This is a genomic window from Gillisia marina, from assembly GCF_000258765.1.
Classification (GTDB): domain Bacteria; phylum Bacteroidota; class Bacteroidia; order Flavobacteriales; family Flavobacteriaceae; genus Gillisia; species Gillisia marina.
In genome coordinates this window covers 42918-60044 of record NZ_AJLT01000006.1, presented here as the reverse complement: position 1 = coordinate 60044, position 17127 = coordinate 42918, and the positions used below count along the sequence as shown (strand labels likewise).

Genomic DNA, 17127 nt, shown 5'->3' with positions numbered 1-17127 from the left:
TAAATTCTCCATCTCAAACTTGCTCTTTGGTTATAGCTATGGAAATACCTATAAAAAGCAGCGCATTAGTATTTCTTCACCCTTATTTGGCACACATTATAATACAGTTCAAGGCTACAATACTTCAGTAAATATCGCTTATAGAAGGAACTTAGATGATAATTTCGGAAAATACTGGAGGATTTACTCTAATATGAATTATGGTTTTAGTGATGAGCGCTTCAGAATAATAGCAGGTTTTCAGAAGAAATTCAACAATATTTCCAAGCCAATTTTGAATGTGGAAGCCGGAGTAGAAACCGCGCAAATAAATCCTACACTTCCAATTTCAGAAAGAATAAACGATATCACCAGCTTATTTTTCGAACGAAATTATTTGAAATTATACGAAAAACAGTTTGCAGAAATCTCCTATCAGCAAGAACTTTTTAACGGATTTAGATTGTTTTCAGACATTAGTTATCAGCAACGAAATGCGTTATTTAATACTAATGATCATTCTTGGGTGAATCGTGATGATATTGTCTATAGTTCCAACAATCCTTTGCAGCCAACTAATTTTGGAAGTGCCCCTTTTGAAGATCATCATATTTTTAAGTTGAATATTTCCGGAAGAATAGATTTTGCTCAGAAATATATGAGTTATCCAGATAGTAAAGTAAATGTGCCTTCTAATAAATTTCCAACGCTATGGCTAACCTACGAGAAAGGTTTTGGCAGTGATATTTCTGATTATAATTTCGATCAGGTTCGGGCAGCGCTTACTCAAACCATAAAACTAGGCAATAAAGGGAATTTTGGATATACTTTGAAGGCTGGTGCATTTCTAACTGATAATGAAATCTCCTATTTGGATTATCAACACTTTAATGGGAATCAAACTCGAATTGGAAGCGGCAGCTACCTCAACAAATTCAACTTATTGCCATATTATGATCTGAGCACCAAAAACAACTATTTGGAAGTACATGCAGAGCATGATTTTCAAGGTTGGATCTTAGGGAAACTTCCTTTGATAAATAAACTGAATTATAACTTGATCCTTGGTTCACATGCCCTTTCCATTGAAAACAATAAGCCTTACACAGAGTTTTCTGTTGGAATAGACAATTTAGGATTTGGAAAATACAGGTTGTTAAGACTGGATTATGTAGTCTCCAATTATCAAGGAAAAACTGAAGGTGCCTTTATCTTCGGACTTAAATTTCTAGGGATTTTAGAATAGTGCTAAAAAGTTAGAATATTTTTCTTATTAAAGTGCAAACTTCTAGCAAGTTAGCTTGTCAGGTTGAGCGGAGTCGAAACCTATTTATTTAGTCCAAAAGTTCTCGACTTTAGTTTATCCTGAGAGAAGTCAAAGGGCTCGAACCGACAAATCATTTACTTTAAAACAATAAATAAATAAAACCCTCAATGAGAGTCTAATTCTTATCCTCCAAAAGAGGAACAAATCTAAAATCACCAAATTCCTTTTTATCGAATTCCTTGGCAGATTTTCGTACAAAAAGTGTCATTACCTGCACGTCCTCCCCAACCGGAATAACCAAACGGCCTCCAATCTTTAATTGAGCCAATAACGGATTAGGAACATAAGGCGCACCGGCGGTAACTATAATTTTATCGTAGGGCGCATATTCTTCCAATCCTTTGTATCCGTCTCCAAAACTCAAATATTTGGGTCTGTACCCAATTTTAGCTAAGAAAACTTTGGTTTTTCTGTATAGTTCTCTTTGGCGTTCTATACTATACACCTTTGCTCCCAATTCACATAAAACGGCGGTTTGATAGCCACTTCCAGTTCCAATTTCGAGTACCTTATCTCCTTTTTTAATTTCCAACAACTCGGTTTGAAATGCAACGGTATAAGGTTGAGAAATAGTTTGATCTGCAGCAATGGGAAATGCTTTATCCTGGTAGGCGTGATCTTCGAAACTACTATCCATAAAGAGGTGCCTAGGAATTTTATTAATCGCAGCTAAAACCTTTTTATCCCTCACTCCTTTTGCTTCCACAATTGCTGCCAATTGTTGCCTTTTCCCCTTATGTCTAAATGTATCCTTCAACTTAATAAATTCCAATTATGGCATAAAATTAAACAATCTTAGCCAAGGCTTCAAGCTATGTTTTAATTATTATTTAACGATTGTACTAAATCATTTACAACCAAATTGGTATTGGCTTTATGCTAAGAAATGCTATTTTTGTTGAAAACGTAAAAACATGCTAAAAGCTGGTGTAATTGGGGCAGGACATTTGGGTAAGATCCATTTAAAATTGCTCCAACAATCTTCGGAATATGAGTTGATAGGATTTTATGACGGAGATACCAAACGAGCCAAAGAGATAGAAAACGATTTTGGATATAAAAGTTTCGATTCTGCTGAAGCTCTCATAGAAGCTGTAGATATGATAGATGTAGTAACTCCTACTATTACTCATTTCGAAACCGCTAAAAAAGCGATCACTGCCGGAAAACATCTTTTTGTTGAAAAACCTATTACTTCCACCTATGCTGAAGCTGAAGAATTAATCGAATTAGCGAAACACCATAAAGTTAAAGGGCAAGTGGGTCATGTGGAGCGTTTTAATCCTGCATTTATTGCATGTAAAGATAAGATTGGTTATCCAATGTTTATTGAAGCGCACAGGTTGGCAGAGTTCAATCCGCGAGGGACAGATGTACCGGTGGTTTTAGATTTGATGATCCATGATATCGATGTGATTTTGAGCGTCGTACAATCCCCTGTAAAAAACGTTTATGCCAGCGGAGTCTCAGTAATTAGTGAAACTCCAGATATCGCCAATGCAAGAATTCAGTTTGAAAATGGTTGTGTTGCCAATTTAACCGCAAGTAGAATTTCGCTTAAAAATATGCGTAAGGCTCGATTTTTTCAAAAGGATGCCTATATCTCTGTAGATTTTCTTGAACGTAAATGTGAAGTGGTAAAAATGAAGGATGCACCTAAGGATCCAGATGATTTTGCAATGATCCTTCAGAATGCTGAAGGCGTTAAAAAACAGATCTATTTTGAGAATCCAACTGTAGCTGTGAATAATGCAATTTTAGATGAATTGGAATCTTTTGCGCACGCGATAAATAATAATACAGAACCGGTGGTAAGCTTAGAACAAGGTGCAAAGGCGTTAAAAGTGGCAAATATGGTAATAGAAAGTTTTAAGAAATAGAAGGTCAGTGGTTAAATTTTTATCAAAAAAAAAGATTTGTCTTGGAATGTCAGGTTGAGCGGAGTCGAAACCTCTTTTTAAACCACAAAGTTCTCGACTGCGCTCGAACAGACAAAACGAGAAATCTAATTAATTAAAATTCAACAAAATAGATGATAAAAATCGCGTATAGTTATCAGCTAACCTCTTTAAAAATATATTAACAAAAGCTGTCGGAGAATTTATACCGATACTAACTAATAAAAAAAAAAGCATGAAAAACATAGCAGTAATTGGAGCAGGAACCATGGGGAACGGAATTGCCCACACCTTTGCTCAAAGTGGATACAAAGTGAATCTGATAGACATTTCTAAGGAAAGCCTTCAAAAGGGAGTGGATACTATTTCCAAAAACCTTGACAGAATGGTGGCTAAAGAGAAAATCACTGAAGCTGATAAAAAAACAACTTTAAAAAACATAAAGACTTTTATCGACATCCCTTCAGGCGTAAAGAATGTTTCACTTGTTGTTGAAGCTGCTACAGAAAATGAAGATCTCAAATTAAAAATATTCGATCAATTAGATTCAAATTGTGATGAGGATACTATTCTAGCTACCAACACTTCTTCTATCTCTATTACCCAAATAGCTTCAAAAATTTCTAATCCATCTCGAGTGATAGGAATGCATTTTATGAACCCTGTTCCTGTAATGAAATTGGTAGAGATTATTCGAGGATACAATACCAGCGACGAGGTTACCAAAACCATCATGGATCTTTCAGAGAAACTTGGCAAAAGCCCGGTAGAAGTAAACGATTATCCTGGTTTTGTGGCCAACAGAATTTTAATGCCAATGATCAACGAGGCTATTGAAACACTTTATAACGGTGTTGCGGGAGTTTATGAGATAGATACGGTAATGAAATTAGGGATGGCACATCCAATGGGACCACTTCAATTAGCAGACTTTATAGGTTTAGATGTTTGTCATTCTATCCTTCAAGTAATGTACAAAGGTTTCAAAAATCCTAAATATGCAGCTTGCCCATTATTAACAAATATGGTGCGTGCAGGAAAATTAGGAGTGAAATCTGGAGAAGGTTTTTATGACTATTCTGAAAACAGAAAAGCAGAAAAAGTTTCAAAACAATTCAGCTAAAAAACATAAAATGTTATCTCTTTTAACCAGTATTAGAATTTAATGTCACATCGAGCGCAGTCGAGATGTTTTGCTTAGCTTTCGACTCCGCTCAAGCTGACAAAAATCTATCATTAGCTATTTTATTTACCGGTGAGATTGCGTGGAATTATAAAACACAAAATACTAGAGGGCATTTAAAAAGACTCTTTTCATAAAATCTGAAACTAAAAATTCATTGGCAAAAATAGTTCCGTTTAAAGCAGTTAGACCTACCAAAGATAAGGCGGGAATGGTCGCATCTAGGCCTTACGAAGATTATGGTGTGGGCGAATTAAAAGCCCAATTGGAATACAATCCCTTTTCTTTCCTGCATATTATTAATCCGGGTTATAAATTTCAGCATGAAATTACCGGCGAAAAACGTTTTCAGTTGGTAAAGAACCGGTATCTGGAATTTAAAGAAGAAAATATCTTTATTCAGGATGCTAGCCCGTGCTACTATTTTTATAAGATAGTTACAAGAACTAATATGTTTTCGGGGATTATTGCAGCGGCCAGCGTGCAGGACTATGAGGACAATGTTATAAAAAAGCATGAAGACACCATAGCGTATCGGGAAAACCTCTTCAAGGATTATTTAAAGGTGGTAGGTTTTAATACAGAGCCGGTGCTCCTCACCTATCCCGATTCCAAGGTTATAGATGAGCTTTTGGAAAAGGTAATGAAAAGCAAACCCGAATATGAATTTTCCACCTATAATAAAGAAACTCATTATTTATGGAAAATCTGTGATGCAGCATCCATAGATCAAATAAAATCTGAATTTGAAGCCATGCCTGCACTTTATATTGCAGATGGGCATCATCGAAGTGCTTCCTCCCATTTACTTGCAAAAGAATCTAAAGATGCAAATCCCAATCATACGGGAGAAGAGCCATATAATTATTTTATGAGCTTTCTTATTTCTGAAAGCAAACTACAGATTTTTGAATTCAGTAGATTAATTAAAGACCTCAACAGTTTATGTAAAGAGGAATTTTTAATGCAACTGGATCTTTGGTTTAGAATAGAAAGCCGAGGGCTAGAGGTATACACACCCACGAAAAAACATCATTTTAACATGTATCTGGATGGCGAATTCTATTCGTTGTATTTGCGAAAAACGAATTACGAATTCACCAATTCCCTGAGTAGTCTAGACACCTATATTTTATACGAGAAAGTACTAAAGCCCATCCTAAATATTCAGGATCTTCGTAATGATAATAGGATTGCTTATATCCATGGAAGAAATGATTTAATAGAAATTAAATCTCAAGTAGATAGCGGGAATTTTGCAGTTGGATTTGGTATGTTACCACTAACCATAGATGAACTTAAAAAAGTGGCAGACGAAGGCTTAACCATGCCTCCAAAAAGCACTTATATCGAGCCAAAACTAAGAAGCGGACTAACAATTTATGAATTTTAGCACCAGTAGTAGGTCTGTATAGGCTAATAATTACTTAATTTTAGAGAATGGAAATTTCCGAAAATATTAAACGATACCAAGATGAGCTTGGAGAGAATATAACCTTAGTTGCAATTTCTAAAACCAAACCTACCAGCGATCTCTTGGAGGCATATCAAGCAGGACAACGCGTATTTGGCGAGAATAAGATTCAGGAAATGGCTGAAAAGTGGGAAAATCTTCCTAGAGATATTCAGTGGCATATGGTTGGGCATGTACAGCGCAATAAAGTGAAATACATGGCACCATTTGTGAGTTTAATCCATGCAGTAGATAGTCTTAAGTTGCTGAAAGAGATCGATAAGGAAGCGAAAAAAAATGAGAGAACCATCTCTTGTTTGCTTCAAATTAAAATTGCTGAAGAAGAATCCAAATTTGGTTTAGATGCAGATGAAGCTAGAGAGATTCTTGCTTCAGAAGAATTTCAAGAATTGAAGAATATAAAAGTAATTGGACTAATGGGAATGGCAACTTTCTCTGACGACGAAGCAAAAGTGAGAGGGGAATTCGATTATCTAAAGTCTGTTTACGACGATCTCAAGAAAAAGCAGCCTCAATTTGAGGTGCTTTCAATGGGAATGAGCGGCGATTACAAAATAGCCGTTACCTGTGGTAGCAATATGGTAAGAATAGGAAGTGCTATCTTTGGAGAACGAAATTATAATTAAGAAGAAAAAGATTTTTGTACGCAATATTAGACATAGAGACTACCGGCGGTAAGTATAATGAAGAAGGAATTACAGAAATAGCCATTTACAAGTTTGATGGCTCCAAAGTAGTAGATCAATTTATTAGTCTTGTTAATCCAGAGCAGCCCATCCAACCATTTGTAGTTGGACTCACGGGTATTAATAATGATATGCTTCGCAATGCTCCCAAATTTTATGAAGTTGCTAAACGAATAGTAGAAATTACTACGGGATGTATTGTTGTTGCTCATAATTCTAAATTCGATCATAGAATTCTACGTTTAGAATTTCGTCGACTCGGTTTCGATTTTGAGCGCAAAACCCTTTGTACGGTAGAATTATCCAAAAAACTTATTCCGGGACAAGATTCTTATAGTTTAGGAAAACTCGTTAAATCTTTAGGAATTCCTTTAAGCGATAGACACAGAGCTAACGGAGATGCCCAGGCAACAGTAAAGTTGTTTAAAATGCTGATGGCAAAAGATCTTGAAAAAGCAATCCTTAAAGCTACCGTTAGAAACGAACCTTCCAAGCAAATAGATTCCAAACTCATCCAAATTATCGAAGAGTTACCATCGATCACGGGAGTTTACTACTTGCATAATAATGAGGGAGAAATCATATATATTGGAAAAAGCAAGAACATACGAAAGCGTATCAATCAGCATTTTACCAACGACAACCATAAATCGAAAGAAGTTCAAAAGGAAGTAGCCTCGGTAAGTTTTGAAGCCACCGGAAATGAATTAATAGCCTTGCTGAAGGAAAATGAAGAGATTAAACAGATCAAGCCCAAATACAATAAAGCCCTTAAAAAGTCTATTTTTAATTATGCCTTATATGAATCGGTAGATGAAAACGGATATATCAATTTAAATATTGGTAGAGCTAATGCCCGTAAAAAAAGCATTACCACCTTTACAAATCTACAACAGGCAAAATCTGTCTTACATAATATTGTAGAGAAATATCAACTTTGTCAGAAACTTACAGGACTGCATATGGGTAATGGAAATTGTTTCAGCTACACCATCAAATCTTGTAAAGGAGCCTGTATTCATGTAGAAACTCCTGAAGAATATAATGCTCGGATCATGGAAGTAATAGCGCTTCATAGTTTCCAAAATCAGAATATGCTAGTGATTGGACGAGGGAGAGAGATCGATGAGAAAAGCGCTCTTTTGGTAGAAGAGGGAGAATTTAAAGGAATTGGCTTTTTCAACTTAAATCACCAAATGAATAATATAGATATTGTTCGCTCTATTATTACACCTATGACGAACGATAGAGACGCACGACATATCATCCAAAGTTACCTAAGAAAAAACAACAAACTAAAGATCATCCAATTTGCTATACAGGGTACCGATTTATAATACGCAAACTGTTCCTACTACTTGCAAATTCAGTGAAGTTCCTAGTCACAGAAAATAGTTAACTTTAAGCATTCTAAAAATCTCCGTATTTGAAAAAAATAAATTTTGATAAAGATCATGCAGCCTGGAGGGTAAAGCTTTATCACATTATTTATGGAGCCGATACTCCTTTAGGGAAATTGTTTGATGTAGTGCTTCTTATTCTTATTGTATTGAGTATTATTCTGGTAATGTTGGAAAGCGTAGCCAGTTATAATATTAAGTATCACGACCAGTTCTACTTTGCAGAATGGATAATTACGATTTTCTTTACTATTGAATATATCTTGAGAATCCTTACCATAAATAAACCTAAGAATTACATTTTTAGCTTTTATGGCATTGTAGATTTACTGTCTACTATTCCGTCTTACATAATCTTTTTTGTAGGAGGAAGTAATATGTTCTTGGCAGTACGTGCTCTCCGTTTACTTAGGGTTTTTAGAATATTAAAAATTACCCGATATATTGGAGAATCTCAAAAGTTGTTAAATGCACTAAGGAATAGCCGTGCTAAGATTAGTATTTTTCTCTTCGCTGTTTTAATTATATGTATTATCACAGGAACATTAATGTATTTGGTGGAAGGACCTGAGCATGGCTTTACCAATATCCCGCTAAGTATTTATTGGGCAATAGTTACTCTTACAACGGTGGGTTTTGGAGATATACACCCTTTAACTCCTTTAGGGAGATTCATCGCTTCATTTATTATGATCGTTGGTTATGGAGTGATTGCTGTGCCTACCGGAATTGTTGGCGCAGAGATCTCTAAAGATATGAGTAAAGAGCAGGATGAAAAAAAACCTTTTGTTTGTCCAAGCTGCGGAGAAAAAGATCATAAACTTAATTCAGAATTTTGTCATCATTGCGGTAAAAAATTTAATGAAAACTAAGCTTCTTATCAGTATTGTTGGGCCAACGGCCATTGGAAAAACGGCTTTAAGCATCAAACTGGCCAAAATCTTTAAAACTGAAATTGTATCTGCCGATTCCAGGCAGTTCTATAAAGAAATCCCTATTGGTACTGCTGCTCCTAGTAAAAAAGAATTGGCTGCTGCACCTCATCATTTTATTCGTAATAGATCTATAGAAGAGGGTTATTCGGTGGGAGATTATGAGCGTGAGGCAATAGCAAAATTAGATGAACTTTTTAAAGAGCATGAAGAAATTATTCTAGTTGGTGGCAGTGGATTGTATATTAAAAGTTTAGTTGAAGCTTGGATAATTTCCCGGAGATAGCGCCAGAAATTAGAGAACAATTAAATGATAGGCTGTTAAATGAAGGTTTAGAACCTTTAAAAGCGCAGTTAGAAAGCTTAGATCCTGAATATTATAATAAAATAGATAGTAATAACCCGCATCGGGTAATACGTGCTTTAGAAATTTGTATTGGTTCTGGGAAAACATTTTCTTCGTTCTTAAATCAGCCTAAGCCTGTAAGAGATTTTAAAACTATATCCATTGGGCTTACCGCTCCCAGAGAAGAGATTTATGAGCGTATTAATCGTAGAGTAGATCTTATGATGGATGAAGGTTTATTAGAGGAGGCACAGGCTTTATATCCTAAACGCAGACTCAATGCTTTAAATACGGTAGGCTATAAAGAATTATTTTCCTTTTTTGAAGGCAGAATAGATTTGGAAACGGCTGTAGAAGAGATCAAAATGAATTCCCGCAGATATGCCAAAAGGCAATTGACGTGGTTCCGAAAAAATGAAGAAACCACCTGGTTTAACTATAAAACTCCTTTTTCTGAAATTGAAGATTTTATCAAGTCGGAGATTCGGGAAAAGTATCGGTAGCTAGAAATTTGTGAGGTAGTTTTCTACTACACTTTTGAGATGCTTCAGTCAAATGCGTTTTGTTCAGAAGGGCAACACTGTTTTATTGTCATCCCGACATAGGAGGGATCTATTTATTATATCACTGCTTCCTTGAGATTCTTCCGTCCACTACCTTACCTTCAGAATAACATTTTCCCAGTTTGTAATCCCAACGCAGAAATTATCTATTTAGGATACACTTTCATAGAGATTCTTCACTTCACTGCGCTAGATTCAGATTGACAACACAGTTTTATTATCATCCGACGTAGGTGGGATCTATTTATTAGATTACTGCTTCCTTGAGATTCCTCACTTCGTTCAGAATGACATTTTCCACTTTTGCAACTAATTAATTATCACTCTCTTAATATCAATTCCTTCAGAAGTGAATAATTTTAGGATATACACGGCATTCTGTACTCCGCTAAGATCCATGTTGTATTGCAGGTCTATTTCAGAATATTCCTTAAACATGATCATTCTCCCACGGGAGTCATATGCTTCTACCCGCTGAATAGTAACTCCCAAAGGTGTGGCAAACTGAAATGGTCCTAAAGTAGGATTTGGGTAGATAAAAATATATTCTACTTCTTCTCCCGGCCCTATTTCACAATTTCCGGTTATCCTAACTATCGCTGTGGTGCTCGAAAAATTTTCGCTGGAATCTGTAGCTGTAAAAGTCACCGTATTTTCTCCCAAATCTTTACACCCAAAAGTGAGTTTACTTAGACTGAAAGTCAAATTCTCGCAATTATCGGTAGATCCATTATCCAGCATCTCCGGGGTGATCGTTATAGATCCAAATTGATTTAGCGCGATGCTAATATCCTTTACATTGAGGATAGGTGCAGAAACATCTTTAACCGTAATAGTCACATTACATGAACCTTGAACTTCCGTATTGGAATAAGAAAGCGTAACTATATTTTCTCCCAGTTCATCACAAGTAAAAACTTCCTGACTAACAGAAAACTGAAGATCTTCTGGCCTTGCTGTAAATAACTCGGCAGCATTTAAATTGGCAATTCCATTTTCATCCAACTCTAAAATAATAGACTCCTTGCAAACAACTGTGTTGTCTGTAGTAGCAGTTATTGTAATCGTCACAGTAGCAACAGCAGAATCTGCAAAACCATCATTCACCACATAAGTAAAAGTATCTTCTCCAGTAAATCCACTATTTGGAGTATAGCTGAAAGAACCATCCGAATTAAATACCAGGTCTCCATTGGATGTTGAACTTTGTATAATAGCCGTTAGTTCATCTTGCTCTGCATCAGAATCGTTTTCTAAAACTCCGGGTGCTGAAATTGATAAGGTCATATCCTGCGCTATAGAATAGGTATCATTAATGGCTACCGGAGGGGTGTTCGCTGTATTTTCTTCAGTTAAAATCACATTAAAAGTACATGATGCAAAATTTCCGGTAGCATCCTCGATTCGAATAGTGACCTGCGTATCCTCAAAAATCACCGTTCCTACATCCGGAATTTGTTCGATTTTAGCTACCTCGCAATTATCGGAAGCTTGTGCCTGGAGCGCATAATTTGGTAATGAAAATCCGTTTGAGGGTTCAAATGTCTCATTTTGATCTCCCGGACAAATAACTACCGGATTTATACTGTCTTTTGGAAGCAATTGAAATTCACAAGTCGCTGTTTGCCCATCTAATGTTGCAGTAATCGTAATTGGTAAAGCATTATTAATAACAGTTCCTGCAGGAATCGACTGTGTTATTACAGCATCAGGATCGTTTGCAGTAATTGTAGAAGCATAATCTGGAACAGTAAATTCGCAAGCATTTCCAACCTCAAAAGTCTGATTCCCAAGACAGTTGGTTATTTGTAAATCGGCGGAATTAATGAATTTAATATTGAAATTACAGGTAATAAAATTATTGTTTTCATCGCCCACTCTAAAAGTAGCATCCCTATCTTCAGTAATCACCGTCCCTACAGCCGGGGTTTGAAAATAACTAAGCGTCGTACTGCAATTATCTGAACTGGAATATAGACTTGAAAAATCTGGAACCGTATAGGTTTTATCTGTGGTATATTCTACCAAAATTTCGCTAGGGCAGGTTATTTTTGGAGGAATAGTATCTAATACCGTAATTTCAAAACTACATTCGGCTGTATTTCCAAAGGAATCTTCAGCTTCAAAAATAACGGTAGTTGTTCCTACAGGAAATTCTGAACCAGAAGGAAGATTGGAAATTAAGCGTACAGAAACATTTCCTGAATCATCGGTAGCACTTGCGTTTGCAAATGTAACTATCGCCCCACATTCCCCGGAATCAACATTTTGGGTGATATCAGTTGGACAAGTTATCAGTGGATCTTCGTTGTCTAAACTTTCAGAAATTGTTATATCAAAACTACAGGCTGCAGTATTCCCATTTGCATCGGTTATTTCAAATGTATTCGTCGTGGTTCCTATTAAAAATTCGCTTCCAGAAGCCAAGCCTTCCGTTTGTACAATAGTTGTTTCTGAACAATTATCATTTGCAATCGGTGGCGTATAAGTAATTACTTTACCACTCTCTCCAAAAGCCACAGTTTCAGAAATAGCATTTGGACACGAAATCGTTGGGTCTTCATTATCTATTACTGTAATTGTAAAATTACATACTGAAGTATTTCCAGCTGCATCTTTAGCCTCAAAACTAACTGTATGTGTTCCTACTGAAAATTCTGAACCCGAAGGAAGATCAGATATCAGACTAACTGAAACGTTATCAGAATTATCGGTAGCTGTAGCATCTAAAAATGTTACCACTGCGCCACATTCTCCAGAATCTGTATTTCGAATAATATTATCAGGACACGTGATTTCAGGTTCTTCTATATCAGGACTTTCATTTACTGTAATAGTAAATGTGCATATAGTATTGTTTTGACTCGGATCTGAAGCCGTAAACTCGATGATGGATGTACCTATAGGGAATTCGCTACCAGATCCCAGCCCCCCTGTTTGAACGAGGATGGATGAACAATTATCTGTAGCTGTAGCCATTGGGTATTCTACTACTGCAAAATCATCCCCAGCGCTTGCCGTAACTTCAATGTCTTGTGTACACATTATAATTGGTTCTTCATTATCTTCGACTTTAATAATTGTACCACAAGATGCAGCTTCTCCATTTTCTCCAGTAACTGTCAAGGTAACCACGTTTTCGCCTAAACTAGAACAATCGAAGTTTTCTTTATCTATACTTAGTGTTACATTATCTGCTGCAGCATCGCCATCGTAAACCTGTGCTGCTATCAGTGTTGCATTTCCATCGGCATTCAAAAAAAGGGTTACAGGTTTACAGTTTGCCTCGGGAGGAGTATTATCGTCAGGTCTATATTCAACAGAAAAAGTGGCTGCAGGTTGAGGATCACATTTAAAAAAGTTAATATCCTTTAAGGCAACAGTAACCAGACCGGCAGATGTTGGTTCTATTTGTATTCTAAATATATCATTCCGTCGAAAAGCCTCTATATCGAAATCAAAATCTGCATCATCAATTTCTCCACTAAAATCCAGATCTAAAACAAAAATATTTTCACATTGATTCAAAGTTAGATCAATTGGCAATTTTAGATTGCTATTAAAGGATGTTATAATTTCGGTTTTATAATCCTCAGACAATGGTTTGTATACGTCAATTGCATAAGTTTTATCCTTCAGCAAATTAAACTTAGTTAGCAAATCTAAAGGATTCTGATATATTCCATTAAAGGTTATATCTCCATCGTAATCAGCAACATAAATATATCCAAACGAATCTACGCTAATACTAGCTGGTGAGTGATCTGCGGAAGAAGCTATAGTAGCCTTTAAACTACCTCCTGAATCAAATATTCTAATTCTACCATTAGTCCCGCCAGAATCACTTACGTAAATATTATTTTTAGAGTCTACGGTAAGTCTAAATGGATCATCTAATTCATCAATTCCAAAAAAGTCCACATAGCTATAACTAGTATTTGTTATTTTGTATACTTTAATTTTGTCATTTACTTTATTATTTGGATCAGGCCCAGTAAATTCTCCTGCATAAGTGTCAGCAACATATATCTGATTATTAGAGTCTACTGCTAATCCAGTTGGACCATAAAACTCATTTTTATCAGCACCTTGGAAACCACCAATCTCAATTAATAAAGAATAATCAATTGGACTAAAAACTTTTACAGAAAATGCATCACTATCTGCTACTAAAATTCTGTTTTCCTTGTCAATTAACAAATCAATAGGAGATTCGAATTCATTGGCTATAACTTTTTCATCTTCCCCATTAGAATTATATTTAAAAACCCCATTGCCAAATGTCAAATAAAACATTTCACCATTGTCATTCACGTCGAATGCTACGATTAAATCTTTAAATTTAAATAATAAATATTGCTTAAGTTGTTTTTGAAGTTGTTCTGTATAACTATTATTAAAATCAAACGGATTAAACCTAAAAAAATTTATTAAAAAATCATCGACAGAAGCTTGAATAATTCTAGTTGGTAAGTCAAAAGATTTAAAATTTTCAAAATCAGGGATTACTCGGTTTTCAGAAATTAAAGTTCCATTGCTAAAATTTAATTTATCTCCTATTGAGGAATTAACAGCATCCTTGAATTTAAGTAATACTTCAATCGGATTTGAATCTGTAGGTCCCGGTGCTTGTGGGCTCGAAATTTGTACTTGATTCTGCCCCACCACACTCCACGAAGAAAAAAGCATAAAAAACAATACGCAAAAAAACAGCATAGCGTTCCTCTTAGGGCGTAAGCTTGAGTAAGGTGAAGACATAAGTTAATAGGGTAATTATGTTTCATTATATATGCTTAGAATTACAAAGATAATGCCGTTTAACGGATTATATTGTGCTTACCTGTTAAGTTTAAAATACAAAAGGACTGTATAAAAGTTGAGATCGGATTTATAGGGTTTATAACTTCAAGAAAATTCTCAAAATTAGATCCCCAAAAATACCTACTTACTTTTATACAGTCCCTTTAAGAAACTGAAATTTCTTCTATTTAGGCGTCGCCCTCTTTATTTTTAACTACCAATCTAAATCCTTCCCCGTGAATGTTTAAAATCTCTACATTCTCATCTACTTTTAGATACTTACGAAGTTTCGCGATATACACATCCATACTTCTGGATGTAAAGTAATTATCGTCTCTCCATATCTTGGTAAGTGCCAATTCTCTTGGCATCAAATCGTTTTCATGCAAAGCCAACAATCTCAATAATTCGTTCTCTTTTGGAGAAAGTTTTATTGGCTCTTGATCTTTATACGTCAAGAATCTTAGCTTAGAATTTAAATGCAGTCCACCAATTTGAAATTCAAATTGTTTACTGTCTGCAACACTATCTGTAGCTTTACGCTGCATAATGGCTTTAATTTTCATTAAAAGCACTTCACTATCAAAAGGTTTGTTTAGGTAATCATCTGCCCCTACTTTATATCCTTTTAATACATCTTCTTTCATCGCTTTTGCGGTTAAGAAAATAATTGGCACATCCTCGTTTTTATCGCGAATTTCCTTGGCAAGTGTAAATCCGTCTTTATAAGGCATCATTACATCTAGAATACAAAGATCGAAATCGTCTTTTTTAAACTTTTCAAAACCTTCCATCCCATTTTTAGCATGAGTGACTTCGTAGTCGTTCATCGCTAAATAATCTTTTAGTACCGTTCCAAAATTAGGATCGTCTTCTACTAATAAAATTTTCTTGTTTTCAGTTTCCATATATTACGTTATTAGTGGTAATTTAATTATAAATGTACTTCCTTTTCCGCGTTCACTTTCTACATGAATTGTAGCGTGATGGTCGTCAAGGATTCTTTTTACATATGCAAGACCTAAACCATGGCCTTTTACATTATGAATATCTCCGGTATGTTCCCGGTAAAATTTTTCAAATATTTTTTTCTGAACCGCTTTACTCATTCCGGAACCTTGATCTCTAATCTTCAAAATTATGGAATTTCTAACGTTTTCTGTGTAAATATCAATTTTAGGCTCTTCTATCGAATATTTTATAGCGTTATCTAAGATATTTACGATCACATTTGTTAAATGATCTTCATTTCCTAAAACAGAAGATTTTAAGGCTCCAAAATGATTTTTAATATACCCGTTTCTATCTTCAACAATCAATTCTACATGGGTTAGCGCGTCTTCTATTAATTCATGAAGTTGTAAACGTTCCTTTTTAAGATCCAGTTCGTTCTTCTCCAGCTTGGAAATTTGCAGTACATTTTCTACCTGTGCATGCATTCTCTTATTTTCATCCCGAATCATTTGCAAGTAACGCGAAACCTTTGATTGGTCATTAACAACCTTCGGATTCTTAATCGCATCTAAAGCTAAATTTATAGTAGCAATAGGAGTTTTAAACTCATGCGTCATATTATTTATAAAATCTGTCTTTATCTGCGAGATCTGTCTTTGCTTAATTAATTGCGATAACGCACTAGAATACGCAATCACAATGATTAGTGTGAAGAGTATAGACAATGCTGCCATTAAAATCACAGATGATAGTACAACCTCTTTTTTCTCTGTAAAATTAACCAAGAGCTGATAATTACTATTTCCTGAAACATCTACAAATAATGGAACCGAATATGTTGATGGGGAATCCATTATGAAATTATCTGAATGTACTTTCGTAGCCAGAGAATTGGTATAAACCCCATATTCAAAAGAAGATTTCAAATTATAATTTTGTAATTCCTCTTTTATGGTTTGCTCTACTAACTGCCTAGAAAGTCTTTTATGGATCGGGATTTTAGCGGTAAATTCAGAAATATAGGCACTTAACATTTCCTTTTCTGCCTCCTCCATTCTCATTAAACGCTCTATACGCTCTTCTGCAGAAAGTCTCCCGGGCACTTGATCCTTATTTAAAAAATCGTTTACCCTGTTGTTAATTAAGTTAGCAAGCTCTATACTATCTGAAGCCGAAACCAAAAAATTAGAAGATTCCTTAAAATCCTCTCCTAAAACTTCATTATAATCTCCATTGGAACCGTTCCCGTTTTGATATTTATTAATACCGAAAAATTTATCGAGATTATTGCTATTTAATTTTAATGCGGTGCTGTCCTCAAAATCAAAATTAAACCAAAAAGCCTCTAATTCCTTATTTTGAAGCTCTTTAGAAACATTAATAAGCACCTGTTTGGCATTATAAGAAAACTGTTCTTCCTTATCATCTACAGTACTTTTTATCCAATACCCCTGAACGAAAATTATCCCGATAAGCGATAAGCTCATCAGTACAACGAGGAGAAAGAATAATTTTTTATTCATGCCTCAAAAATAAGATTTTAACATTTAGAGCCTTACGCATTTAACCAAATGTTAACAAAACA

The 17127-nt window shown here is 35.2% G+C and carries 11 protein-coding genes and 1 pseudogene; 8 read left to right on the top strand and 4 right to left on the bottom strand.

Annotated features, from left to right (window positions below; genetic code table 11):
- The first annotated feature begins 19 nt into the window (after positions 1 to 19).
- Positions 20 to 1225, top strand: coding sequence for a DUF5686 family protein (locus ON07_RS17595; protein ID WP_316928062.1), 1206 nt, complete (start codon positions 20 to 22; stop codon positions 1223 to 1225).
- 196 nt (positions 1226 to 1421) lie between these two features.
- Here ON07_RS17595 and ON07_RS02095 read toward each other — a convergent pair whose 3' ends face one another.
- Positions 1422 to 2063, bottom strand: a complete 642-nt coding sequence (locus ON07_RS02095; protein ID WP_010227809.1) for a protein-L-isoaspartate(D-aspartate) O-methyltransferase — start codon at positions 2061 to 2063, stop codon at positions 1422 to 1424.
- A 157-nt stretch (positions 2064 to 2220) separates the two neighbouring features.
- On the opposite strand from ON07_RS02095, the gene ON07_RS02090 reads away from it, so the two are divergent.
- The 7 genes and pseudogenes from ON07_RS02090 (at position 2221) to miaA (ending at position 9728) form a co-directional block, all read left to right on the top strand.
- The gene (locus tag ON07_RS02090; protein ID WP_010227807.1) at positions 2221 to 3186 is read left to right on the top strand and encodes a Gfo/Idh/MocA family protein; all 966 of its coding nucleotides are present in this window, start codon (positions 2221 to 2223) and stop codon (positions 3184 to 3186) included.
- 253 nt (positions 3187 to 3439) lie between these two features.
- The gene (locus tag ON07_RS02085; protein WP_010227804.1) at positions 3440 to 4327 is read left to right on the top strand and encodes a 3-hydroxyacyl-CoA dehydrogenase family protein; all 888 of its coding nucleotides are present in this window, start codon (positions 3440 to 3442) and stop codon (positions 4325 to 4327) included.
- 217 nt (positions 4328 to 4544) lie between these two features.
- Positions 4545 to 5780, top strand: a complete 1236-nt coding sequence (locus ON07_RS02080; RefSeq protein WP_010227803.1) for a DUF1015 domain-containing protein — start codon at positions 4545 to 4547, stop codon at positions 5778 to 5780.
- A 47-nt stretch (positions 5781 to 5827) separates the two neighbouring features.
- Positions 5828 to 6487, top strand: coding sequence for a YggS family pyridoxal phosphate-dependent enzyme (locus tag ON07_RS02075; RefSeq protein WP_010227802.1), 660 nt, complete (start codon positions 5828 to 5830; stop codon positions 6485 to 6487).
- Positions 6488 to 6501: 14 nt separating this feature from the next.
- Positions 6502 to 7884 carry an exonuclease domain-containing protein gene (locus ON07_RS02070; RefSeq protein ID WP_010227801.1) on the top strand — a complete coding sequence of 461 codons (1383 nt, stop codon included), beginning with the start codon at positions 6502 to 6504 and terminating at the stop codon, positions 7882 to 7884.
- 89 nt (positions 7885 to 7973) lie between these two features.
- On the top strand, positions 7974 to 8819 hold the full coding sequence (locus ON07_RS02065; protein WP_010227800.1) for an ion transporter: 846 nt from the start codon (positions 7974 to 7976) through the stop codon (positions 8817 to 8819).
- Positions 8809 to 9728 (top strand): annotated as a pseudogene (gene miaA / locus ON07_RS14200) (tRNA (adenosine(37)-N6)-dimethylallyltransferase MiaA). The gene ON07_RS02065 and the pseudogene miaA overlap by 11 nt, the downstream one beginning before the upstream one ends.
- A gap of 369 nt (positions 9729 to 10097) precedes the next feature.
- On the opposite strand, the gene ON07_RS02055 reads toward miaA, so the two are convergent.
- From ON07_RS02055 to ON07_RS02045, 3 genes are all read right to left on the bottom strand, one after another.
- Complete coding sequence (locus tag ON07_RS02055) at positions 10098 to 14477, bottom strand: HYR domain-containing protein (protein WP_010227799.1); 4380 nt, start codon at positions 14475 to 14477, stop codon at positions 10098 to 10100.
- Between the two features lie 299 nt (positions 14478 to 14776).
- The gene (locus ON07_RS02050) at positions 14777 to 15496 is read right to left on the bottom strand and encodes a response regulator transcription factor (RefSeq protein ID WP_010227798.1); all 720 of its coding nucleotides are present in this window, start codon (positions 15494 to 15496) and stop codon (positions 14777 to 14779) included.
- Between the two features lie 3 nt (positions 15497 to 15499).
- A complete protein-coding gene (locus ON07_RS02045) occupies positions 15500 to 17065 on the bottom strand; it encodes a sensor histidine kinase (protein ID WP_010227797.1) in 1566 nt (521 codons plus the stop codon).
- Positions 17066 to 17127: the final 62 nt, after the last annotated feature.

Excerpts from the sequence above, each read along its gene's own strand:
- ON07_RS02090 (WP_010227807.1), top strand. The coding sequence starts at position 2,221 with ATGCTAAAAGCTGGTGTAATTGGGGCAGGACATTTGGGTAAGATCCAT.
- ON07_RS02085 (WP_010227804.1), top strand. The coding sequence starts at position 3,440 with ATGAAAAACATAGCAGTAATTGGAGCAGGAACCATGGGGAACGGAATT.
- ON07_RS02075 (WP_010227802.1), top strand. The coding sequence starts at position 5,828 with ATGGAAATTTCCGAAAATATTAAACGATACCAAGATGAGCTTGGAGAG.
- ON07_RS02055 (WP_010227799.1), bottom strand. The coding sequence starts at position 14,477 with ATGCTTTTTTCTTCGTGGAGTGTGGTGGGGCAGAATCAAGTACAAATT.
- ON07_RS02050 (WP_010227798.1), bottom strand. The coding sequence starts at position 15,496 with ATGGAAACTGAAAACAAGAAAATTTTATTAGTAGAAGACGATCCTAAT.
- ON07_RS02045 (WP_010227797.1), bottom strand. The coding sequence starts at position 17,065 with ATGAATAAAAAATTATTCTTTCTCCTCGTTGTACTGATGAGCTTATCG.